Annotated in this window: 19 protein-coding genes and 2 pseudogenes; 8 read left to right on the top strand and 13 right to left on the bottom strand. The window is 70.7% G+C overall.

Annotation, left to right across the window (positions count from 1 at the left end):
* The 4 genes from IE198_RS27815 to IE198_RS27800 all read right to left on the bottom strand — a co-directional run bounded on the left by IE198_RS27815 (position 1) and on the right by IE198_RS27800 (position 5,298).
* Positions 1 to 729, bottom strand: a complete 729-nt coding sequence (locus tag IE198_RS27815) for a hypothetical protein (protein WP_189891423.1) — start codon at positions 727 to 729, stop codon at positions 1 to 3.
* On the bottom strand, positions 726 to 3,047 hold the full coding sequence (locus IE198_RS27810; RefSeq protein WP_189891421.1) for an MMPL family transporter: 2,322 nt from the start codon (positions 3,045 to 3,047) through the stop codon (positions 726 to 728). The genes IE198_RS27815 and IE198_RS27810 overlap by 4 nt, the downstream gene beginning before the upstream one ends.
* 75 nt (positions 3,048 to 3,122) lie before the next feature.
* Entirely contained in the window at positions 3,123 to 3,998 is an 876-nt protein-coding gene (locus tag IE198_RS27805; RefSeq protein WP_189891418.1) for an SDR family oxidoreductase, read from the bottom strand.
* Positions 3,999 to 4,038: 40 nt separating this feature from the next.
* A complete protein-coding gene (locus tag IE198_RS27800) occupies positions 4,039 to 5,298 on the bottom strand; it encodes a hypothetical protein (protein WP_189891416.1) in 1,260 nt (419 codons plus the stop codon).
* On the opposite strand from IE198_RS27800, the pseudogene IE198_RS35620 reads away from it, so the two are divergent.
* Both IE198_RS35620 and IE198_RS35615 read left to right on the top strand, forming a co-directional pair.
* Positions 5,299 to 5,928 (top strand): annotated as a pseudogene (locus IE198_RS35620) (LysR substrate-binding domain-containing protein); the annotation flags it as partial.
* Positions 5,929 to 6,026: 98 nt separating this feature from the next.
* Positions 6,027 to 6,520, top strand: a pseudogene (locus IE198_RS35615) (ABC transporter permease); the annotation flags it as partial.
* 74 nt (positions 6,521 to 6,594) lie between these two features.
* Here IE198_RS35615 and IE198_RS27790 read toward each other — a convergent pair.
* Complete coding sequence (locus IE198_RS27790) at positions 6,595 to 7,923, bottom strand: M28 family metallopeptidase (protein ID WP_189891414.1); 1,329 nt, start codon at positions 7,921 to 7,923, stop codon at positions 6,595 to 6,597.
* Between the two features lie 193 nt (positions 7,924 to 8,116).
* Positions 8,117 to 8,566 carry a VOC family protein gene (locus IE198_RS27785; protein ID WP_189891411.1) on the bottom strand — a complete coding sequence of 150 codons (450 nt, stop codon included), beginning with the start codon at positions 8,564 to 8,566 and terminating at the stop codon, positions 8,117 to 8,119.
* On the opposite strand from IE198_RS27785, the gene IE198_RS27780 reads away from it, so the two are divergent.
* The 3 genes from IE198_RS27780 (at position 8,565) to IE198_RS27770 (ending at position 10,076) form a co-directional block, all read left to right on the top strand.
* A complete protein-coding gene (locus IE198_RS27780) occupies positions 8,565 to 9,239 on the top strand; it encodes a CGNR zinc finger domain-containing protein (RefSeq protein WP_189891409.1) in 675 nt (224 codons plus the stop codon). The two genes, IE198_RS27785 and IE198_RS27780, sit on opposite strands and share 2 nt — an antisense overlap.
* A complete protein-coding gene (locus IE198_RS27775) occupies positions 9,236 to 9,637 on the top strand; it encodes an SRPBCC family protein (protein ID WP_189891407.1) in 402 nt (133 codons plus the stop codon). The genes IE198_RS27780 and IE198_RS27775 overlap by 4 nt, the downstream gene beginning before the upstream one ends.
* Positions 9,638 to 9,713: 76 nt before the next feature.
* Positions 9,714 to 10,076, top strand: a complete 363-nt coding sequence (locus IE198_RS27770; protein ID WP_189891405.1) for a DUF6401 family natural product biosynthesis protein — start codon at positions 9,714 to 9,716, stop codon at positions 10,074 to 10,076.
* Positions 10,077 to 10,105: 29 nt separating this feature from the next.
* Here IE198_RS27770 and IE198_RS27765 read toward each other — a convergent pair whose 3' ends face one another.
* The 7 genes from IE198_RS27765 to IE198_RS27735 all read right to left on the bottom strand — a co-directional run bounded on the left by IE198_RS27765 (position 10,106) and on the right by IE198_RS27735 (position 19,308).
* Positions 10,106 to 10,969 (bottom strand): mechanosensitive ion channel family protein, encoded by an 864-nt coding sequence (locus IE198_RS27765; RefSeq protein WP_189891403.1) that lies wholly within the window; start codon positions 10,967 to 10,969, stop codon positions 10,106 to 10,108.
* A gap of 214 nt (positions 10,970 to 11,183) precedes the next feature.
* Positions 11,184 to 12,212, bottom strand: a complete 1,029-nt coding sequence (gene rarD, locus IE198_RS27760; RefSeq protein ID WP_189891401.1) for an EamA family transporter RarD — start codon at positions 12,210 to 12,212, stop codon at positions 11,184 to 11,186.
* A 176-nt stretch (positions 12,213 to 12,388) separates the two neighbouring features.
* Positions 12,389 to 13,462 (bottom strand): 2-oxoacid:ferredoxin oxidoreductase subunit beta, encoded by a 1,074-nt coding sequence (locus IE198_RS27755; RefSeq protein ID WP_189891399.1) that lies wholly within the window; start codon positions 13,460 to 13,462, stop codon positions 12,389 to 12,391.
* On the bottom strand, positions 13,455 to 15,404 hold the full coding sequence (locus IE198_RS27750) for a 2-oxoacid:acceptor oxidoreductase subunit alpha (protein ID WP_189891397.1): 1,950 nt from the start codon (positions 15,402 to 15,404) through the stop codon (positions 13,455 to 13,457). The genes IE198_RS27755 and IE198_RS27750 overlap by 8 nt, the downstream gene beginning before the upstream one ends.
* Before the next feature lie 270 nt (positions 15,405 to 15,674).
* Positions 15,675 to 16,334, bottom strand: coding sequence for a LuxR C-terminal-related transcriptional regulator (locus tag IE198_RS27745; protein WP_308426866.1), 660 nt, complete (start codon positions 16,332 to 16,334; stop codon positions 15,675 to 15,677).
* 255 nt (positions 16,335 to 16,589) lie between these two features.
* On the bottom strand, positions 16,590 to 17,924 hold the full coding sequence (locus IE198_RS27740) for a sensor histidine kinase (protein WP_189891645.1): 1,335 nt from the start codon (positions 17,922 to 17,924) through the stop codon (positions 16,590 to 16,592).
* Between the two features lie 169 nt (positions 17,925 to 18,093).
* A complete protein-coding gene (locus IE198_RS27735) occupies positions 18,094 to 19,308 on the bottom strand; it encodes a sensor histidine kinase (RefSeq protein ID WP_189891393.1) in 1,215 nt (404 codons plus the stop codon).
* A gap of 240 nt (positions 19,309 to 19,548) precedes the next feature.
* Here IE198_RS27735 and IE198_RS27730 point away from each other — a divergent pair, with 240 nt between their 5' ends.
* From IE198_RS27730 to IE198_RS27720, 3 genes are all read left to right on the top strand, one after another.
* The gene (locus tag IE198_RS27730) at positions 19,549 to 19,947 is read left to right on the top strand and encodes an NADH-quinone oxidoreductase subunit A (protein WP_189891391.1); all 399 of its coding nucleotides are present in this window, start codon (positions 19,549 to 19,551) and stop codon (positions 19,945 to 19,947) included.
* Entirely contained in the window at positions 19,938 to 20,579 is a 642-nt protein-coding gene (locus IE198_RS27725; RefSeq protein WP_189891389.1) for an NADH-quinone oxidoreductase subunit B, read from the top strand. Before IE198_RS27730 ends, IE198_RS27725 begins: the two co-directional genes overlap by 10 nt.
* 2 nt (positions 20,580 to 20,581) lie before the next feature.
* Positions 20,582 to 21,575 (top strand): NADH-quinone oxidoreductase subunit C (locus IE198_RS27720; protein WP_189891643.1); only part of this gene is annotated, 994 nt, incomplete at its 3' end.

Genomic DNA, 21,575 nt, shown 5'->3' with positions numbered 1-21,575 from the left:
TCAGATCAGCGCGTAGTTGTGTACGTCCGCCCAGATGAGGACGGGAGCCGGCATCGCCCCGCCCGAGCCGGGGCGGCGGGGCATGACCCTGCGCCGGCCGGCGTAGGGGATGCCGTTCGCCGTCCGGTAGTCGGCGGTCAGATGGCATGCGTGGGCCCAGCTCGCTCCGAATACCTCGGCGGTGTACTCGTGCTCCTTGACCAGACCGGTGGCCGGGTCCAGCAGGAACCGCTGCTCGGTGCAGTGCGTGGCCAGATGCGTCGGGAACCGGGCCGTCAGCACATCGGGCCCGGTCTCGCGCCACTCCATGTCGTCGCGCATCAGCAGGGCGGGGAAGGCCAGGTAGTTCCAGAGTGCGTAGCCGAGGAAGTACATCATGTCCAGGGAGTCCCACCGCAGCGCCCGCCGACCGCCGGGGAAGGGTGCCCGCGCCCCGGTGCGCTCGGCGATGACGACGCCGCCGGACTCGAGGCGTACCGAATGCCCTTCGAGTACGCCGTCGTTCTGTCCGTCGAAGCCGTGGAACCTGATGCGTTGCTCCGCCACTTCCGCGGTGATCCGCATCCGGTCGAAGCTTCCCGCCGTACCGCGCTTCCAGCGGAACAGCAGCCCGCCGCAGGAGATTTCGGCCTCGATGCGCTGCGCCTGCCGCCAGCGCTCGGCGCCGCCGAAGGCGTCCAGCGTGCGCAGCCGAAGACCCGCCCCTGCCTGTGGTGTTACGAGCGTCACGATGCTCTTCCTCCTGTGGTGACCATTTCGTGGTCCTCGCCGTCGGTGGTCGCTGTGCGGGGATGACCGGCCCCTGCCGCCTCCTCCCGTACGCCGAACCTGGCGTGCAGCTTGCGCAGCGGTGCGGGTGCCCACCAGTTGAAGCGGCCCGCGATCCGCATGAAGGCGGGAACCAGCAGCCCGCGTACGACGGTCGCGTCCACGATGATCGCCAGGGTCAGGCCGAGGCCGATCATCTTGGCGAACGAGACGCTCGACATGACCAGCGCGAAGCAGACCACGGCGAGCAGCGCGGCCGCCGCGGTGATCAGCCCGCCCACCTGGGCCAGGCCCGCGGCCACCGCCCCTCTGGTGTCGCCGGTCCTCTCGTACTCCTCCTTGATGCGCGACAGCATGAAGACCTCGTAGTCCATGGACATGCCGAAGGCGGCGCAGAACATCAGCACGGGTGCGGTCGTCACCAGCGCGCCCGTGACGGTGAAGTCGCCGAACCAGCCGCTGAGATGGCCCTCCTGGAAGATCCACACCATCGCACCGAAGGTGGCGCACATGCTCAGCAGATTGAGCACGATCGCCTTCAGCGGCAGCAGCACGCTGCCGGTGAACAGGAACAGCAGCACGAAGGACGTCACTCCGATGAACGCGAGGGCCCACGGCAGCCGGTCCGCGAGGGACCTGTTGGTGTCCACCAGCGCGGCGGAGGGCCCCGACACCTTGATCGGCCAGGGGGAGTCCAGCTCCCGGATCTTCGCCACCAGTTCCGTACCCGCGTCCGAGTACGGTTCGACATCGGGCACCACCTTGATCCAGGTGCTGTCGGCGCTCGCCTGCTGGGCGGTGTAGGGACCGGCCGGGGCGACCATCTTCCCGTCGGCGAAGATGCCTGACATGGACGTCACCGTCGCGACTCCGTCGAGATCGGAGAGCCGTTCCGAGTAGTCGAGGATCACCGTGGCCTGGGCCCCGGTGTCACCGACGTCCTTCGCCACGACCGAAAGCGCGTCGGACTCGCGTGAGGAGAATTCCTCCCGCACCGCGTCACCGACTTCGCGGCTCTGCGAGGCCGGAGGCATCACCCGGTCGTCGGGCAGCCCGAACTTGGCTCCCAGGAAGGGGAGTCCGAGGGCGAGCAGCAGCAGTACCGCGGCCGTCGCGACCGGGACGGGGAAGCGCATCACGAACAACGCCAGCCGGTGCCACATCCCCTCGTCCGCGGCCCGCGGCCCGCGTTCGGGGCGGCGGAGCAGCCTGCGCAGCCCCGTGCGCAGGTTCCAGCGGTCGATCCGCGGCCCCAGCAGGGAAAGCATCGCGGGTACGAGGAAGAGGGTGACCATCGCGGCGAGCAGCGGCACCGCGATTCCGGCGTATGCCAGCGAGCGCAGGAAGTAGAGCGGGAACAGGGCCAGGGCCGCCATGCTGAGCGAGACGGTCACGGCCGAGAACAGGACCGTACGTCCCGCGGAGCGCACCGCTGCCCGGATCGCCTCGCCGCGCTGCTCCCGGTCGTTGATGTCCGCGCCGCGGGCCCTGAGCTCCTCCTTGTAGCGGGAGAGCAGGAACAGGCTGTAGTCCACGGCCAGGCCGAGCCCGACCACGGTGGCGACGTTCAGCGCGAACACCGAAACGTCCGTCGCCAGGCTGAACATGCGCAGCGTGAACAGGGTGCCGAAGACCACCGGGAGGGTCACCAGGAGCGGCAGAAGCGCCGCCACCACGCTGCCGAAGATCAGGACGAGCAGCACCAGCAGCACGGGGAAGGCGAACGCCTCGGCCTTCTGCAGATCCTTCTCGACGGTTTTGCCCGTCTCGTGTCCCACGGCCAGGCTGCCGCCGAGCTTGATGTCGAAGCCGTCCACCTTGCCCGCGTACTGCGGCCTCAGCTCCTCGAGACGGTCCGTGGCCGCATCGACGTCGCCCTTGACCCGGGCCACCACCAGCGCTGCCGTACCGTCCTCGGCCAGCAGCGCCTTCGGTTTGCCCGCGGTCCAGTACGACACCACCTGGGTGATGCCGTGTTCCTTGCGCAGCCGGTCGGTGAGCCGCCTGCCTGCCGTCTCCGCGGCGGCCGAGTCGACCCGCTCACCGGTCTGCTCGCCGGCGCGGACCAGCAGCACCATGTTGGGGCTGCCGATGCCGAACCGGTCTGACAGTTCGGCACTCGCCCGGCTGGACTCCGACTTCGGATCCTCGAAACCGCCCGCCGACAGATCCTCGACCACGCCGCCGCCCACCGCGCCGAACAGCGCGGTGACGAGGACGACGCCCAGCAGTACGAGTCGGCAGCGGCGTACGGCAATACGCCCTATACGGTTCAGCATGTCCGGCCTTCCACCTCATGCGCTGGCACGTCATGCCCTGCCACGTCATGCCCTGCCACGTCATGTCCTGCCACGTCACGCGCTCCCGGTCCCGGGGCTCCATCGGCCGACCGGCATCCGCGACCCCGCGATCCTGGTGCGCAGCCCGGCGGGGAGATGGGAGATGACGGCCACGGCGTGGGCTTCGGGGCCCACCAGATAACGCGCCTTGGGGCGGCGCGCGGCCAGCGCGGTGTAGACGGCCTTGGCCACCGCATCGGGGGAGAGCCCCGCCTTGGCCATGCTCTCCTCGGTCTGGCGTGCGGCCTCCAGGACTCCGCCGTACCGGCCGGCCGCCTCGCCGGGGATACGGTCCATCCGGTCCCTGAGCGATCTGCTGGCGCGCTGCCCCATCTCGGTGGCGACGTTCCCCGGCTCCAGGAGCACGACATCCACGCCGAAGTGCGCCAGCTCGAGCCGGAGGCTGTCCGTCAGTCCGACGAGCGCGAACTTGCTCGCGTGGTACGCCCCGAGCAGCGGGAGTGCAATGCGGCCGCCGATGGAACCGATGAACAGCAGGCGTCCGCGGTTCTCCCGCAGTGCGGGCAACGCGGCCTGAGCGACGGCCAGTTGGCCGGTGACGTTGACCTCGATCTGGTGCCGGAAGTCGTCCAGGGGCAGGGACTCCAGGGGGCCCGCGACCGCGGCACCGGCGTTGTTGACGACGGCGTGGAGTTTCCGTTCCGAGCCGATCTTCTTGACGGCGGCCTCGATGGCGGCCGCGTCGGTGACGTCGACCGTCACCGGTTCCCCCGTGTCGCCGAGGTCTTGGGCCAGTTCACCGGCCGCGGCCGGATTGCGGACACCCGCGTACACGTACCAGCCTCGCTGGGCCAGATAGCGGGCGGAGGCGCGGCCGATGCCCGTGGAGGCGCCGGTCACAAGAACGGCACGGTCTGGCTGTGGGCTCACTGTCACTCCTGTTCGTCAGGGCGGTGGTCGGTGGGGCGCCTCATGCCGGATCCGGCTTGGCGAAGGCGGAGCTGCGTACCAGCGCGTCGGTCAGATGCGCCATGTGCTCACTGGAGGCGAACAGCATCGGCAGGGTCTTGGGGTTGCCGCCGCGGAAGGCGTCGGCGGTCGACAGGGCGGACGTCACGTGGTGGGCGAGGCCGGAGGAGATCGCCGGGGCCGAGGTCCCGGGGAGTGCGTCGGCGAGCAGCTCGGCCTGGGTGTGGCGGAACCGGTCGAGCCGCTCGCGGCCGCTCTTCTGTCCGGCCTTGTCGCCCCGCATGCCCGCGCGGGTGCACGCGATGAACAGGTCGACGTGGATCCGCCAGGCCGTCAGCAGACGGCGCCGGGTGTCCGGATCCTGGCCGAGCCGGTTCATCAGGTCGCGGGAGTTGTCGTCGAGCATTCCGGCACCGGCGGCGACGGCGGGATCGGTGGCGTTGCCCTTCCGCGAGACCATCAGCACCACATAGTTGTTGGTCAACCAGAAGTGCTCGACCATCAGCTGGTTGAGCTCCGCGTACGCGGCCTGCTGGGGGGCGTTGAGATCGCCGCCGAGGCCCCGGGCACGGACGGCGCCGGGGGCGATGGCGCGGGCCAGGTCGTACGCCTTCGCCCCGGGTACACGGATCGCCTGTCGTGCGGCCGGTTTCCGGGCTTTGACCTCGGTGAGGTAGCCGGTGAGCGCCCGGTCGATCCCGGCGAAGGAGGTGGCGAGCCGCGCCTGGGCCACCCCGGGCGTACAGCGCACGGCCGCCTCGGCCACGGGCCCCGATGCGTCTTCGAGACGCTGCCGCTCGGCGTCGGCCGCGGGCCCCTTTCCGGGACCGGTGGCCCTGGCCCAGTCGAGCAGGGCGGCGGACGACGTGCGCAGCGCGCCGAGGAGTTCCGTACGGTCGGCCGCCGTGCCGCAGACCACCTCGGCCAGGCGCGAGTCCGCCAGCTCCAGACCGTCCTTGGCGAGGGTCCAGGACTTCGCGGCGTCCGGGGCTCCCGCGCTGAACAGCACCATCGACGAGGCGCTGATGCGCTGGTACGCGTAGTCGGTGAACCGCCCCGCCAGCTTGCCGGAATGGACCGCCGCCGCGGTCGGCTTCGGCCCGGTGCGGCCTCCGTGACCCCCGTGGTCCTCGGCGGTCGCGTCGCCCAGCGCGTAGATACCGCGGCTCGCGGAGCGCGGCTCCGACCCGCAGCCGGCGAGCGCGGGCACCGCCAGGCCGGCCGCGACGGCGGCGGCTACCAGTCGCCTGGTGACGGGCATATGCCCTCCCATTCCTGTTCTGTGGCATCGCAAGGCCGCTACCGCGCCCCGGCTTCGCTCTACAGATCCACCCCCCCGCTCCGGGGATACAGGGGATGCGCGGACTTCGGCACGGCCGGGGCTGCACCCCGTCCGCAGTCCCCCCGCAGATCACCAAGGTGGAGCGGTCCCGCACCACCCTCCGGGAACGGCGCGGCCGCGCTGTCGTACTCACCCGACGAAGCCCTCCATCCGGCAGCCACCGCGGAGGAGCCGGTCGGCAGCGTGGAGGGCACCGAGACCGCCCCGGAGGAGCGCAGGGGCCGCCCGACCGGGCAGCTCGCCATCGGCACCTTCGCCTCCGCCGCCAGGGGGCTGCTCCCCGGCGTGCCGGCCGAAATCGCCCGGGAACACCCCACGCGCGACACCCGGCTGACCGAAGTGGATCCACACGTCTCCGTCGAGCCCGTGGCCAGGGGCGTGCTCGACATCGCCGTCGCGCACGACTGGGACATCGCCCCGCTGCCCGCCTCGGACGGCGTGGAGCAGGCGGTCATCGGCGACGACCTGTGCGACATCCTCGTACCCGAGGGGCATCCGCGGTCGGGCCGGGACCGGCTGCGCCGGGAGGAGTTCGCCGGTGAGCGCCGGATCACCTCAGCCGCCCGGCACGGTCTGCCACGCCTGGCTGATCGCATGCTGCGGGCCGCCTGGTGCACCGGGCATCGCGCACCGGGCCGCGCCTGCCGGGCGCCACTCGGCCGCCGCTCGCCAAGTGCACCGCGGTCTGCGCCTTCTGCCCGGCGGCCACACTGGTCGTGGCGCTGTCCGCGCTCGCCGGTGGGGCGTTGTTCTTCCCGCTCGGCGATGTCACGAGGATCTCGGGCGTGCCGATCCCGTTCGCCGAAGGGCTCCTGCGCCCCGTGCCGATCGCGGTGGTCGTCGCCGCGTCACCGGTGGCTCTCGCGGCGATCGGTCTGTTCGTGCAGACGCTCACCGGCAGTGGAATCGCCGCGACGGCGACCACCGTGGGGCCTGCTGATCACCGTGCAGATCCTGGACACGAGCCCGCAGCCCGGCGCCGTCCACCCCTACCTCTTCCCGCACCACTGGATGTCCTTCGCGGATCCGATGCGGAACCCTTCCTGTGGGACGAGATGGTGAGGAACCTGGGCATGCAGGCGTGTACGCGGCGGGGTTCGGCTCGGTGTCCTGGGCCCGCTTCACCACGAAGGACGTCACGACCTGGCGAACAACCGCATGCGCGTGCACTCACACACGCGCATGCGGTCTGCGGGGTGGCAGCTCGGCTGCCGGCTAGAAGGTCAGCTTCCAGCTGTCGATGTAGCCCGTGTCGTAACGCGTGACGTCCTGCACACGGAGCTTCCAGTCGCCGTTCGCCGTTTCGGCGGACGCGTCCACGGTGTACGTGGCGATCACGTTGTCCGCCGAGTCGTTGCCGCTCGAGTTCTTCAGCCGGTACGCGGTGCCGTCCGGGGCCACCAGGTCCACGACGAGGTCGCCGCGCCAGGTGTGCTTGATGTCCACGCCGACCTTGAGGGCGGCCGGGGCGTTTCCGCTGCGCCCGGCGACGGGCACGGTGGAGGTGACGGCGGCGCCGGCGTCCGGAACGGCGACGTCGGCGGTGTTCTCGTAGAGGTCGCCGGGCGGCTCCGTGGTGCCTGCGGAGAGCGTCCAGATCGCGTGGGCGATCGCGTCGCTGTTGCGGTCCAGTGCGGTGTCGCTGATGTTCGAGGTGGTGTCGCACGACGAGTGGTAGCAGCGGTCGAAGGCCTGACCGGCCGTACCGCCCCACTTCTGGGCCTGGGCGCTGGACTTCGTACGGCTGGCGCCGGTGAACAGACCGCCGACCGGTATGCCGACGTTCTTGAACGAGGCGTGGTCGGAGCGGCCGTCGCCCTCCGTCTCGATCTCGGTGGGGACGCCGAGCCCGGCGAAGTAGTCCTTGAAGGTCTGCTCGATCACCGGGTCGTCGTCGTAGACGAAGTACCCCGGGTTCGGTGAGCCGATCATGTCGAAGTTCAGATAGCCCGCGATCCGCGAACGCTCGGTCGAGGGCAGGCTGTTGACGTAGTACCGCGAGCCGACGAGCCCCAGCTCCTCCGCGCCCCACCAGCCGAAGCGCAGATGCTTCGCGGGCTTCAGTTGGGCGCGGGAGACCGCGAGCGCCGTCTCGAGCACGGCGGCGGATCCCGAGCCGTTGTCGTTGATCCCGGCACCGGAGCCGACCGAGTCGAGGTGGGCGCCGGCCATCACGGTCCGGTTCACGTCACCGCCCGGCCAGTCGGCCACGAGGTTGTAGCCGGTGGCGCCGCTGGAGGTGAACTGCTGGACGGACGTGGTGAATCCGGCCGCGTCCAGTTTGGCCTTCACATAGTCGATCGAGGCCTTGTAGCCGGGCCGGCCGTGGGCGCGGTTGCCGCCGTTGGAATCGGCGATGGACTGGAACTGGAACAGATGCGCCTTGACGCTTGCGAGCGGTATGTCGGGCGCCGCGAGGGCGGACACCGGTGCCTGCGGGGCCGAGGCCGGATCGGCCGACGCCGCGGGCGCGGCGGTCGCGAGCAGCCCTGCCAGGGCCAGTGTGGCGACCGCCGGGACACGTCTGGGAACGGAGGGTTTCATGTGGGGGCTCCGGATTCCGTATGGGGACAGGACGGAACGTGCGTGAACGCCCCGGGACGGCGGGTCCCGGGGCGCTGGAGCTGGATGCCGAACGTGGTGCGCGTGCGTGTGCGTTGTGCGTGCTGATGTTCAGTGACGACCTGACACAGCGTCAAGGGCGGAAATCGGTCACGGCTGTTCGTATAGCGGAGGGCTACTGCACGCAGAACTCATTGCCCTCGGGGTCGGTCATCACGACCCATGTGCCGCCCGGCTCGCTCACCCGGCGCAGTCTCGCCGCCCCGAGGCCCTCCAGCCTGGCGGTCTCGGCGTCCATCTGCCCCGGCTCGGCGTGCAGATCGATGTGGAGCCGGTTCTTCCCCGTCTTCGCCTCCGGCACCCGCTGGAACAGCAGCCGGCGCCCGAGCCCCATGCCGCTCCGTTCGTCATGGGGGTCGTCCGGATGCCGGACCGCGGCCAGATCCCGCCAGGCCTTGCGACCGTGCGACTCGATCGTCTCTTCGGCCGGTGCCGCACCGAGGGCGAGGAGCTGCTCGATGAGCGGGCTGTTGTCCTCGACCAGATAGCCGAGGGCCTCGGCCCAGAAGTCGGCCTGGGCGTGCGGATCCGAGGCGTCGATCACGAGCTTCCAGTGCATCGTCATGGAAACCAGTTATAGTGGTTACGTGACGAGGACCGCAACGGACACGCCCGGCCTGCTGCTGGAACCGCCTTCCGGCGGTGCCTTCCGCTTCGACCCGGGCGCCCTGTGCCTGGAGCTGCTGACCACCGGCGGTCCCGGGCGGCTCGCCGCCTACGAGGTGCTGCACGGCCCGGCCGCGCTGCTGCGCTGGGTGGCGGACAGTCGGCTGCCCGCGGGCCTGCGACTGGTCGCGGACGACACGGAGGTGGCCGCGGCCAGGGCGCTGCGCGACGCTCTGTGGGGCATGGCCGACGCCAGGGCGCACGGCCGCGACGCCGACCCGGCCGACGTGTCCGTGGTCAACGCGGCGGCCGCGGCGGCGCCGCTGGTGGCCCGCATCGGCGCGGACGGCTGCAGGCAGTGGGCGCCGGGCGCGACGGTGGCGCAGCTGCTGTCGACCGTGGCCCGGGACGCCGTGGACCTCTTCACCGGTCCGTACGCGCACCGTGTCCGCGAATGCGGCTCGCACGACTGCCAACTGCTCTTCGTCGACATCTCCCGTCCCGGCCGTCGCCGCTGGTGCTCGATGGAGCGGTGCGGTAACCGCAGCAAGGTGCGGGCGCACCGTGCCCGCCGCTCGGACGGAACAGAGTCCTCGGGCGGAGCAGAGCCTTCGGAAGGAGAAGAGCAATGACCACCGGACTGACGAAGGACGCGGGCTGGGAGATCGGCGTCTCAAGGACGCTGCCCCTGCCGACCGCTGTCCTATGGGACTTCATCGCGAGCCCGGAGGGCGTCGAGCTCTGGCTGGGCAGCGGGGTGCGCCTGCCCACGGTCAAGGGGGAGGCGTACGAGACGGCCGAGGGCGTCACCGGCGAGCTCCGCAGCTACCGTCCGGGGGACCGGATCCGGCTGACCCACGGCACGAGCGTCGTGCAGGTCGCCGTCTCTGCCTCCCGCTCGGGTGCGGGTGAGAACGCGGTCCTCCGCTTCCACCAGGAGCATCTCGCGGACGCTGAGGAGCGGGAGCGCCGCAGGTCCCACTGGCAGAGCGTGATGGCCGAGGTCGAGAGGGCACTCGGAGTGGGCTGAGGGCCGGCGGGCCCATGGGGCGGTTTGCGACGGACGTCACGTCTTGGTGCGGCTGTTCCGCGTTTACGGTGTTGGGATGGACGCACTGCCCCACAGCGGGCCGCCCGGCTGCCCGCTGGTCGGCGTCGCCGCAACGTACATGCCCCGGCTCTCGGAGTTCTCCTTCGAGCCGGGGCTCGTCGCCGCCGTCGACCAGCATGCGGCGGCCGTGCGCGACGCTCTCGTGCCGCCCGTGCCCGCTCCTCGCCGACCGGGCACGGGCTCCCGGGAGGAGCCGTACGGCATGGTGCGGCGCGAGGACCTCGCCGACTATGTGCTGGGATTCACCGACTGGCTGTCGGAGACCGACTGGTCGGAACCGGTCGGCTACGACTTCGCCGCGCTGCGGCTCACGGCGGTCTGCTGGCTGATCCGCGAGCACGACCTGCTCGCCGACTGACGGGCCGGACCGGACCGGCGCGCCGGACGTCACATGGGGTCGCGGCCGTTGCCCATCGGCCAGCCCTCGTCCGTGTCCCCTCCACGACCCATGTCGCGGCCCGTCTGACCCGCCCGGCCCGTGCCGGGCCTGGTGGCCTGGCGCTCGGACGCGGGCTGTCCGGCGGCGGCGTCGGCGCGACCGCGCTGGTAGGCGGAGACGTTCTCCCTTGCGCGGCCCGACTCGGCCTCCGCCGTCGTGAGCCAGCGCTCCCAGCGCTCCCGCATGGGGCCGATGAGGCCGCCGCCGACGCCGACGATCAGGATGCCGGCCATCGCTGCGAGCGCCGCCCAGAGCACCGGACCGGTGACGGATGTCGCGATCTGCGCCTGGCTGAGCGCGGCGATCGCACCGAGCCCCACGATGAAGGCCCACGCGATCGTCCCCAGGGTCCGGCCGTACGAGGTCCCGGCCAAGGCGCCCTGGATGATGTCGCGGACGGCGCGTGCGATGGCCATGGCCACGACGACGATCACACAGGCGACGATCGCCTTCGGGATCCAGGAAACGGCCCCGCTGATCATGTTGCTGATCGGGTTGGGGCCGAAGACCCCGAAGGCCAGCTGCAGGGCCACCAGCATGATCGCGTAGTAGAGGATCTTGGAGATGATCCCGGTGGCGTCGTATTTCGAGTTCCGCAGAGTGTTCGTGACGCCACTGCGCTCGGCCATCCGCTCGAAACCGACCTTGCGCAGCAGCTTGTCGGCGACCTTGGCTATCGCCTTGGCGATGAACCAGCCGATGAGGAGAATCGCCAGGAAAGCGATGAACTTCGGGATGAACCTGGCGACGGCCGACCATGCGTCGCTGAAACCTTGACCGAAGTCGACCGATAGCGCGAGGGGTTGCCGCATGACGCACACACTCCGCTCTGTGGACTACCTCGGTCCGGGTGACCGGGGCCTGGACCTCCGGTCGTAACACCGGTCGGCAGACCCCGGCCTGCGCCAAGCGGCGGAGCTGGGCCGTTCGAGTGGTTATTCGGTCCGGGTGGGCGTGTCGCCCCCGGAATGCGCGCATGCCGTGGTGGGCGGTGGACGTGCGGGGCGTGGTCGGCAGTCGTCGTGCTCAGGCTGTCGGCCCGGTTTCCTGCCGCGCCCGCGCAGCGCCCGCGACCCGTCCCGTCGCGAGGGGACCGGCCTGCGACGCTGCCGTGTCCGGCTGTGCGCCGGAGGCCGTCGCCTGCACCGCCAGTCGCAGAGCCTCCGCCTTGTTGCGGCGCGCCGTGCGCAGCGCGTCCCAGGTCAGACAGGTGAGGGCCAGCCACACCAGGGCGAAGCCCGCCCAGCGCTCGGCGGGCATCGCCTCGTGGAAGTAGAGGATGCCGAGCAGGAACTGGAACACCGGGGCCAGATACTGCAGCAGTCCCAGAGTGGAGAGCGGCACGCGTATCGCCGCCGCGCCGAAGCAGACCAGCGGCACTGCCGTCACCAGACCGGTCGCGGCGAGCAGCACCGCGTGTCCGGCCCCGTGGAAGCCGAAGGTGCCGGTGCCGTCCGCGCCGAGCCAGACCAGGAACGCCAGGGCCGGGAGGAACTGGATGGCGGTCTCGGCGGCCAGCGACTCCAGGCCGCCGATGTTGACCTTCTTCTTCACCAGCCCGTACGTGGCGAACGAGAACGCGAGCGTCAGCGAGATCCACGGCGGCTGCCCGTAGCCGATCGCCAGCACCAGGACCGCGGCGAAGCCGATGCCGACGGCCGCCCACTGCGCAGGGCGGAGCCGTTCCTTCAGCAGCAGCACACCCATCGCGATGGTGACCAGCGGATTGATGAAGTAGCCGAGTGACGCCTCGACGACGTGACCCGAGTTGACGGACCAGATGTAGACGCCCCAGTTGACGGTGATCACTGCGGCGGCGACGGCGATGAGCCCCAGCTTGTGCGGCTGCCGGACCAGTTCCCGCACCCAGCCCCAGCGCCGCAGCGCCATGAGCGCGACGGCCACGATCACCAGGGACCAGGCCATCCGGTGGGCGAGGATCTCCACGGCGCCGGACGGCTTGAGCAGCGGCCAGAAAAGGGGGACCAGACCCCACATCCCGTAGGCGCCGATCCCGTACAGCAGTCCTGCCCGCTGTTCGTTCTCCGACTTCACTGACCCTCCTGTCCTCGCCCCGCGTCCCCTCACGGTACGCCCGGCCAGGACCGCATGTCATGCCCGTACTGCCATACGGCCATTACGGACCACGAGGCGGGCGCCGGACGGCGGTCAGGCGGTCCGGACAGCAGTGAGGGGAGGCGGAAGCCTCCCCTCACGCGGATGATCAGGCGTCAGCCGATGACGGTCCAGGTGTCGTTGCCGGCAAGGAGGGCGGAGAGGTCGCCTTTGCCGTTCTGTTCGACGGCCGTGTCGAGCTGGTCGGACATGAGGGTGTCGTAGACGGGGCGCCGGATGCTGCGGAGGACGCCGATGGGGGTGTGGTGGAGGGTGTCGGCGTCGGCGAGCCGCGAGAGGGCGAAGGCGGTGGTGGGGCTGGTGGCCTGCGCGTCGTGGACGAGGATCCGTGACTGGTTCTCCTCGGAGACCTCGACGACTTCGAGGTCGCCGGTGGTCGGGTTGCGCACGACGCCTTTCGTGCCGTGGGCGCCGAAGCGGATCGGTTGTCCGTGTTCGAGGCGGATGACGGCTTCCTGGGCCTGTTCCTTGTCCTTGAGGGCGTCGAAGGCGCCGTCGTTGAAGATGTTGCAGTTCTGGTAGATCTCCACGAGGGCTGTGCCGTGGTGGTCGGCCGCCTGGCGCAGGACGTCGGTGAGGTGTTTGCGGTCGGAGTCGATGGTGCGGGCGACGAACGAGGCCTCGGCGCCCAGAGCCAGCGACACCGGGTTGAAGGGTGCGTCGAGGGAGCCCATCGGGGTCGACTTGGTGATCTTGCCCAGCTCGGACGTGGGGCTGTACTGGCCCTTGGTAAGTCCGTAGATGCGGTTGTTGAACAGCAAAATCTTCAGGTTGACATTGCGGCGCAGCGCGTGGATGAGGTGGTTGCCGCCGATGGACAGTGCGTCGCCGTCGCCGGTGACGACCCACACAGACAGGTCGCGGCGGGACGAGGCCAGCCCGGTCGCGATGGCCGGGGCGCGGCCGTGGATGGAGTGCATCCCGTAGGTGTTCATGTAGTACGGGAAGCGGGAGGAGCAGCCGATGCCCGAGACGAAGACGATGTTCTCCTTCGCCAGCCCGAGCTCGGGCATGAAGCCCTGCACGGCCGCCAGGATCGCGTAGTCGCCGCAGCCGGGGCACCAGCGCACTTCCTGATCGGACTTGAAGTCCTTCATCGACTGCTCGGCCTCGGCCTTGGGGACCAGCGAAAGCGCTTCGATGGTCCCTTCGGTGGTGGTCTCAGGCATCGATGGCCTCCTTGAGAGCCGTGGCGAGCTGCTCCGCCTTGAACGGCATTCCGTTGACCTGGTTGTGCGAGTGGGCGTCGACCAGGTACTTCGCCCGGATCAGGGTGGCGAGCTGGCCGAGGTTCATCTCGGGAATCACCACCTTGTCGTAACGCTCCAGCACGTCGCCGAGATTCCCCGGGAGCGGGTTGAGGTGGCGCAGATGGGCCTGGGCGATGCTCATGCCCGCCTTGCGCAGCCGGCGTACGGCGGCGGTGATCGGCCCGTAGGTGGAGCCCCAGCCCAGGACGAGCAGCCTCGCGTCGCCGGACGGGTCGTCGACCTCGATGTCGGGTACCTCAATGCCGTCGATCTTGGCCTGGCGGGTGCGGACCATGAAGTCGTGGTTGGCCGGGTCGTAGGAGATGTTGCCCGTGCCGTCCTGCTTCTCGATGCCGCCGATCCGGTGCTCCAGGCCCGGCGTGCCCGGCACCGCCCACGGACGGGCCAGCGTCTGCGGATCACGCTTGTACGGCCAGAAGACCTCGCTCCCGTCGTCCAGCGTGTGGTTCGGGCCCTGCGCGAACCGGACCTGCAGATCGGGCAGCTCGTCGAGGTCCGGGACGCGCCAGGGCTCGGAACCATTGGCCAGGTAGCCGTCGGAGAGCAGGAACACCGGCGTGCGGTACGTGAGCGCGATCCAGGCCGCCTCGAGGGCGGCGTCGAAGCAGTCGGCCGGGGTCTGCGGAGCGACCACCGGGACCGGCGCCTCGCCGTTGCGGCCGTACATGGCCTGCAGCAGGTCCGCCTGCTCCGTCTTGGTCGGCAGACCGGTCGAAGGGCCGCCGCGCTGGATGTCGACGATCAGCAACGGCAGCTCGAGCGATACCGCGAGCCCGATGGTCTCCGACTTCAGCGCCACACCCGGGCCGGACGTCGTGGTGACCGCGAGCGAACCGCCGAAGGCGGCACCCAGCGCGGCACCGATGCCCGCGATCTCGTCCTCCGCCTGGAACGTGCGCACACCGAAGTTCTTGTGCTTGCTCAGCTCGTGCAGGATGTCGGAGGCGGGGGTGATCGGGTACGAGCCGAGGTACAGCGGCAGGTCCGCCTGGCGAGACGCGGCGATCAGACCGTAGGACAGGGCCAGGTTCCCGGAGATGTTGCGGTACGTACCCGGGGGGAACGCCTTCGTGGCCGGGGCCACCTCGTAGGAGACCGCGAAGTCCTCCGTCGTCTCGCCGAAGTTCCACCCCGCCCGGAACGCCGCGATGTTCGCCTCCGCGATGTCCGGCTTCCTGGCGAACTTGGAGCGAAGGAACTTCTCGGTGCCCTCGGTCGGCCGGTGGTACATCCAGCTCAGCAGGCCGAGGGCGAACATGTTCTTGCTGCGGCCGGCGTCCTTGCGGGACAGGTCGAAGTCCTTCAGCGCCTCCACCGTCAGCGTGGTCAGCGGCACCGGATGCACGCTGTAGCCGTCCAGCGAGCCGTCCTCCAGCGGGGACGTCTCGTAGCCGACCTTCTGCATCGCGCGCTTGGAGAACTCGTCCGTGTTGACGATGATCTCCGCGCCGCGCGGCACATCCCCGATGTTCGCCTTCAGCGCGGCCGGGTTCATCGCCACCAGCACATTCGGCGCGTCGCCCGGCGTGAGGATGTCGTGGTCGGCGAAGTGCAGTTGGAACGACGACACACCCGGCAGGGTGCCGGCAGGGGCACGGATCTCTGCGGGGAAGTTCGGCAGCGTCGATAGGTCGTTGCCGAACGACGCCGTCTCCGAAGTGAACCTGTCACCCGTGAGCTGCATACCGTCACCGGAATCACCCGCGAAACGGATGATCACCCGGTCCAGTCGGCGGATCTCCTTGCCACCGGCATGTCCGCGCTGCTCACCGACGAGGGCCTCATCGGACCCGTTGACCTCATCGGCCTCTTCGGCCGGGCTACTGACCTGGCTGGTCACTGAACTGGACCTCCCTCGAGGCGGTTCCTCGGGCCGGACCGGCCGACCGGTCGACCCACTGGCAACCCTACGACGGTAAGGGTGGCCTACCCCGGACTGCTCACATGTCGGACGTCATGATGAAACACCGTGACGCCCCGGTTCCTCTCGCTTTTCCGTGTCCCCCGGGCCATCCGGGGCGTCGGACGCCGCTCATTCCCCGTCTGTGCCACCGCATCGAGGGAGGGCCGACAGGGTGTCGGCGTGGCGTCGGCGCACCCGGTCGCACGGTCATGAGTTGAGGTACGTCAGCACCGCCAGCACGCGCCGGTGGTCCCCCTCGCTGGGGGAGAGCCCGAGCTTCTGGAAAATGTTGCTGACATGCTTCTCCACCGCCCCGTCGCTCACCACGAGCTGCTTGGCGATCGCCGAGTTCGTACGGCCCTCGGCCATCAGACCCAGCACCTCGCGCTCACGGGGGGTGAGGCCAGCCAGCACGTCCTGCTTGCGGCTGCGGCCCAGCAGCTGCGCCACGACCTCCGGGTCCAGGGCGGTACCGCCCTGCGCCACCCGTACCACGGCGTCCACGAACTCACGCACTTCTGCTACCCGGTCCTTGAGCAGATAGCCCACCCCCCGGCTGCTGCCGGCAAGCAGTTCGGTTGCGTACTGCTCCTCCACGTACTGCGACAGGACCAGCACCCCGACCCCGGGATGTTCCTGACGGAGCTGCACCGCCGCCCGCACACCCTCGTCCGTGTGGGTCGGGGGCATGCGTACGTCCGCGACCACCACGTCCGGCAGTGCGTCCTGCGAGGCCAGGTCGCCGATCGTCTTGATCAGCGCCACCGCGTCCCCCACGCCGGCGACCACGTCGTGCCCCCGGTCGGTCAGGAGCCGGGTCAGGCCCTCCCGAAGCAGTACGGAATCCTCGGCGATGACCACCCGCACCCTGTCCTCCACAGCTTGAGCCCCCTGTTGATCTGTTGCCCCGATGATGCGCTTCGCGCTCCCCGCCCTGCGCGCTCCAGCATTCCAGGATCGGAGCGCGGTCGGGTCCGTGCCGTGTTTTTCCCGGTCACCGCATCGGGGGACGCAGGAACGAATGGCGGGGTTGCTGCGAAGGAGCAGCGGGGGGCGAGTGGGGAGCGCGGTCAGCGTGGCCGGGGGAGTTCAGGGGGCAGCGGGCCACGGGGGTTCCTGCCGTCAGCCGCGCCACGGGAGTTCCGCCGTCACCGTCGTCGGGCCACCCGCCGGTGAGTCCACGGCCAGGACGCCGTCCACCGCGCCCAGCCTCTCGGCGAGGCCGGCCAGACCGCTGCCGGCTGCCGTGTCGGCGGCGCCGCCCCTGCCGTTGTCGATGACCTGGAGCATCAGGCGGTCGTGCGAGCGCCACACGTCCACGGAGGCGCGGGTGGCGTGCGCGTGCTTGCTGACGTTCTGCAGCAGCTCGGACACGGTGAAGTAGGCGATGCCCTCGATCGCGGCCGCAGGCCGCCGGTCCAGGTCGACCTCCACCGTCAAGGGAACGGCGCACCGCGAGGCGACGGCGGAGAGCGCCGCGTCCAGACCGCGGTCGGTCAGCACCGCCGGGTGTATCCCGCGGGCCAGGTCGCGCAGCTCCTGCAGCGCCACCTTCACCTCGCCATGTGCCTCGTCGACCATCCGGGCGGCGGCCTCCGGGTCCTCGGCCAGCTTCTCCTTCGCCAGACCGAGGTCCATCGCCAGGGCCACCAGCCGGGCCTGAGCCCCGTCGTGCAGATCGCGCTCGATACGCCGCAGGTCCGCCGCCGCCGTGTCCACGACGACGCCCCGGTCCGACTCCAGCTCCACGACCCGGGTCGCCAGCCGTGACGGGCCGAGCAGCCCGGTCACCAGCAGCCGGTCGACGCCGGTCAGAGCGCGCATGACCCAAGGGGTGGTGATCGTGAACACCAGGCCGACGGCGCTGGTCACGGCGATCTCGAACGGGGTGTCGAGATAGAAGTTGTACGTGCCGTCCCCGTACAGCTGCAGACCGTCCACGCCGCCCCACATCGGGAAGACCCACTGCCACAGCGGGTAGAGCAGCAGCGACCAGCCGGTCACCCACAGGGTCACGGTCACACAGAACCCGAAGACGGCCCAGGGGAAGTGGAGGAAGGCGTAGAGCAGGTGGCGCCAGGACGCCCCGCTCTTGAGGCTGCCGGTCATCCACGCGACGACACCGTTCCTCCTGGCGCCCGCGGAGCCCGGCACCGGCTCCGGACCGGCCACCTCCACACCGAGCAGCGCCCGCGCCCGTGCCCGCTCCAGCGCCCCGTAGCCGCGGAGGGCCGACAGGGAGAGGGCGAACACAGGAATGCCCAGGAACGTGACGAGCAGGCCGGCGCCCAGCGAGGTCATGGTGACCGCGAACACGAAGGCCGCGGTGGCGAGCGGCAGGCTCAGCACCAGGTAGCCGAACTCCCGCCAGGTGCGGCCCTCGAAGGGCGCGCGCAGCACGGGAGGGAGGAAGTGCTCCCGGCGGGCGGGGGGACCGTAACGGAAGTCCGTGGCCATCGAAGTCGTCCGTTCTGGGATGTGGGCTGTCATGTCCCAAGCGTGGTGCGGCGGCCCGGTCCGCACCATGAGGGCGGTATCCGTCTCGGCGGGGGGTTTTCCCCACCCTGCCGCCCCCGGCTCGGGGCGTACGGCACCGTTGCGCAAGGCCCGGCCCGGGAGGAGAAGGTCAGACGCCGTGCGCGCTGCGCGCCTCACGGGCCCCACCGTCACGGGCCTCAAGCGCGCGCCACGGCAGCTCGGCCGTGACCGTCGTCGGTCCGCCGGGCGGGGAGTCCAGGGCGAAGAGGCCGTCCACCGCGCCCAGCCTCTCGGCGAGGCCGGCCATGCCGGTGCCGCCGTCGAGCCGGGCGCCGCCCTTGCCGTCGTCGATGACCTGGAGCATCAGGCGGTCGTGCGAGCGCCACACGTCCACGGAGGCGCGGGTGGCGTGCGCGTGCTTGCTGACGTTCTGCAGCAGCTCGGACACGGTGAAGTAGGCGATGCCCTCGATCGCGGCCGCAGGCCGCTCGTCCAGGTCCACGGTGACGGTCACCGGGGCCGTGCAGCGGGATGCGACGGCGGAGAGCGCCGCGTCCAGACCGCGGTCGGTCAGCACGGCGGGGTGGATGCCCCGCGCCAGGTCGCGCAGCTCCTGCAGGGCGAGCTTCACCTCGCCGTGCGCCTCGTCCACCATCGCGGCCGCCGCGTCCGGGTCCTCGAGGAGCTTCTCCTTGGCCAGGCCGAGCCCCATGGCCAGCGCGACGAGCCGCGCCTGCGCGCCGTCGTGCAGATCCCGCTCGATACGGCGCAGATCCGCCGCCGCCGTGTCCACGACGATCCCGCGGTCCGACTCCAACTCGGCGATGCGGCGTTCCAGTTCGTCGGACGGCGAGAGCAGTCCCCGCACCATCGCGCGGTCCGCGTTGGACAGTCCCCGCGCGATGAAGGGAAGCACGGGCCACAGGACGAACAGGCCCACCGCCATGACGGTGAAGGTGACAATGCCCCAGGGCAGCCGGATGACCGAGTACAGCACCGTGCGCCAGGCCACCGGGTCCTTCAGACGGGACCACACCGTCGCGATCAGACCGTCGTCGCTTCCCCGGCCGGGAAGCGGGCTCGGCTCGTCGATCCGTACACCGAGCAGCGCACGGGCCCGGGCCCGTTCCGCCCGCCCGAGCAGGCGCGCACCCATGAGCGCGAGGGCGAGCAGGGGCAGGCCGACGACCGTCACGGCGAGTCCGGCGCTGGTGGCGATCGTGACCGTCACATAGACGAAACCGAGCAGCGCGACCGGCAGATTGCCGAGCAGATGCGCGATTTCCTTCCAGGTGTGGCGGTCGAAGGCGAAGCGCGCAGGCGGCGGCCGGTCGTCGGCAGGGGCGGTGATGCTGGCGGTCATGGGGGCCAGCCTGCCGGGCCGACAGGCCGTACGCCATGGGGTACATGGGTGGGGCGGAGTGGGGATAACCCCACCCGGGGGCGACCGCAACTGATACGACTGCTTACGCTCTCTTTAGCAGGGCCTAGACTCCCGTGCGTACGGATCGTGCGTACTGATCGTCGAACAAGGTGACAAGGCCCGAGAACGCACCACAAGGCAACGACAAGGTCGACTGGGTCAGGGAGCGAGGGGACGGACGTGCCGGAACCGACCGTGGTCGTACTCGCGACGGACTACTTCCGCAGCTACTCCGTGGTGGGGCTGCTCGCGGTGATCGGCGTGCTGTTCGTCGCCGTCGCCTTCGCCGCCGGCCGGCTGCTGCGGCCGGTCGCCCCCACGCCGGAGAAACTGCTCACCTACGAGTGCGGAGTCGACCCCGTGGGCGAGGGCTGGGCGCACACCCAGGTCCGGTACTACGTCTATGCCTTCCTGTACGTGATCTTCGCGGTCGACTCGATCTTCCTCTTCCCGTGGGCGACGGTGTTCGCCGCCGACGGCTACGGCGCGACGACACTCGTGGAGATGTTCATCTTCCTCGGCTTCCTGGCCGTGGGACTGCTCTACGCATGGAAGAAGGGGGTCCTGACATGGACGTGACCCCGACCCCGGCCTCGCGCCCGGCCTCGGGCCCGGAGCTCCTGCCCGAGCCGCGGCGACTGGGCGCGCTGGCGCGCCTGGCCCCGGAACCGATGAAGGTGGTCCTCAACTGGGGCCGCCGATACAGCCTCTGGGTCTTCAACTTCGGACTCGCCTGCTGCGCCATCGAGTTCATCGCCGCTTCGATGGCTCGGCACGACTTCATCCGACTCGGCGTGATCCCCTTCGCGCCGGGGCCGCGCCAGGCGGACCTGATGATCGTGTCCGGCACGGTGACGGACAAGATGGCTCCCGCGGTGAAGCGTCTCTACGAGCAGATGCCCGAGCCCAAGTACGTCATCTCCTTCGGTGCGTGCTCCAACTGCGGCGGCCCGTACTGGGACTCGTACTCGGTCACCAAGGGCGTCGACCAGATCATCCCCGTCGACGTCTACGTCCCCGGCTGCCCGCCCCGGCCGGAGGCCCTGCTCCAGGGAATCCTCAAGCTCCAGGAGAAGATCGCGCGCGAGTCGCTCGGCGAACGCTATGGCCACGGCGGCGGCGCCCGCGGCGCGGGCACCTCCACCGCGGCGCTGCAGAGCGGCCTGGTCGCACCGCCGCCTGCCTCCTCCGGTACGGAGGGCGAGCGGTGAACGTGAACCCCTACGACAGCCTGCCCGACGCCGTCACCGAGATCTTCGGTGCGGAGGCGACGGCGGAGCGGACGTACGAACTGCTCACGGTCGACGTCCCCGCCGCCTCTTGGATCGCGGCGCTGGAGATCGCCCGCGACAAGCTGGGATGCACCTACTTCGACTGGCTCAGTGCCGTCGACGAGCCGGGCACCGGCTTCCGCGTGTGCGCACACGTCGTCTCGCTGGAGGGCCGTACGGTCCGGCGCCTGCTGGTCCGCACGACCGTTGTGCACACCGCGCCGTCGCTGCCGTCGGCGATCGACGTGTACGCGGGCGCGAGCTGGCACGAACGCGAGACGCACGAGATGTTCGGCGTCGACTTCACCGGCCATCCGAACCAGGCGCCGCTGCTGCTGCCGGACGGCTTCGAGGGGCATCCGCTGCGCAAGGACTTCGTACTGGCCGCACGGGTCGCCAAGGCCTGGCCGGGCGCGAAGGAGCCGGGGGAGTCGGAGCACGGCGGACCCAAGCGCCGCCAGATGCTGCCGCCGGGCGTCCCGGACCCGAACGAGTGGGGCCCCCTCAAGGGCCAGCTGCCGCCCGCCCCGGCCCGGCCCGCCCGCACACCACGCGCCGGCGCGGCAGGCGCAGCCGGCACCGGTGAACGACCGGCCCGCCGCACCCGCAGCACGAGCGAGGGGTCGGCGTCCCAGGGGGAGGCCGCAGCGCCGACTCGTGCGCCGCGCCGTGCCCGTGGCGCGAGCGAGGGCTCGGCGTCCCAGGGGGAGGCGGGTACGGTGTCCGCGCCCTCCGAGTCCGCGGACGTGACAGGGGCACCGGCCCGGTCCCGCGGTTCGGACGCACCGTGGCACCACGCCCGCCCCGCCTTCGATGGCGCAGACACCGCTGCCGTGCCGTCGGCACCCAGCGACAAGCCCGGACCGGAGGCGCCGGCTCCGGAGGCGCCCGCTCGGACGGCGCCGGTTACTGATGCGCCGGCTCCGGAGGCGCCCG

The sequence above is a fragment of the Streptomyces xantholiticus genome, assembly GCF_014651015.1.
Classification (GTDB): domain Bacteria; phylum Actinomycetota; class Actinomycetes; order Streptomycetales; family Streptomycetaceae; genus Streptomyces; species Streptomyces xantholiticus.
This window is presented reverse-complemented; position numbering and strand designations above follow the sequence as displayed.

Excerpts from the sequence above, each read along its gene's own strand:
- IE198_RS27810 (WP_189891421.1), bottom strand. The coding sequence starts at position 3,047 with ATGCTGAACCGTATAGGGCGTATTGCCGTACGCCGCTGCCGACTCGTA.
- IE198_RS27800 (WP_189891416.1), bottom strand. The coding sequence starts at position 5,298 with ATGCCCGTCACCAGGCGACTGGTAGCCGCCGCCGTCGCGGCCGGCCTG.
- IE198_RS27790 (WP_189891414.1), bottom strand. The coding sequence starts at position 7,923 with ATGAAACCCTCCGTTCCCAGACGTGTCCCGGCGGTCGCCACACTGGCC.
- IE198_RS27780 (WP_189891409.1), top strand. The coding sequence starts at position 8,565 with ATGGAAACCAGTTATAGTGGTTACGTGACGAGGACCGCAACGGACACG.
- IE198_RS27785 (WP_189891411.1), bottom strand. The coding sequence starts at position 8,566 with ATGACGATGCACTGGAAGCTCGTGATCGACGCCTCGGATCCGCACGCC.
- IE198_RS27775 (WP_189891407.1), top strand. The coding sequence starts at position 9,236 with ATGACCACCGGACTGACGAAGGACGCGGGCTGGGAGATCGGCGTCTCA.
- IE198_RS27770 (WP_189891405.1), top strand. The coding sequence starts at position 9,714 with ATGGACGCACTGCCCCACAGCGGGCCGCCCGGCTGCCCGCTGGTCGGC.
- IE198_RS27765 (WP_189891403.1), bottom strand. The coding sequence starts at position 10,969 with ATGCGGCAACCCCTCGCGCTATCGGTCGACTTCGGTCAAGGTTTCAGC.
- IE198_RS27755 (WP_189891399.1), bottom strand. The coding sequence starts at position 13,462 with ATGCCTGAGACCACCACCGAAGGGACCATCGAAGCGCTTTCGCTGGTC.
- IE198_RS27740 (WP_189891645.1), bottom strand. The coding sequence starts at position 17,924 with ATGGCCACGGACTTCCGTTACGGTCCCCCCGCCCGCCGGGAGCACTTC.
- IE198_RS27735 (WP_189891393.1), bottom strand. The coding sequence starts at position 19,308 with ATGACCGCCAGCATCACCGCCCCTGCCGACGACCGGCCGCCGCCTGCG.
- IE198_RS27725 (WP_189891389.1), top strand. The coding sequence starts at position 19,938 with ATGGACGTGACCCCGACCCCGGCCTCGCGCCCGGCCTCGGGCCCGGAG.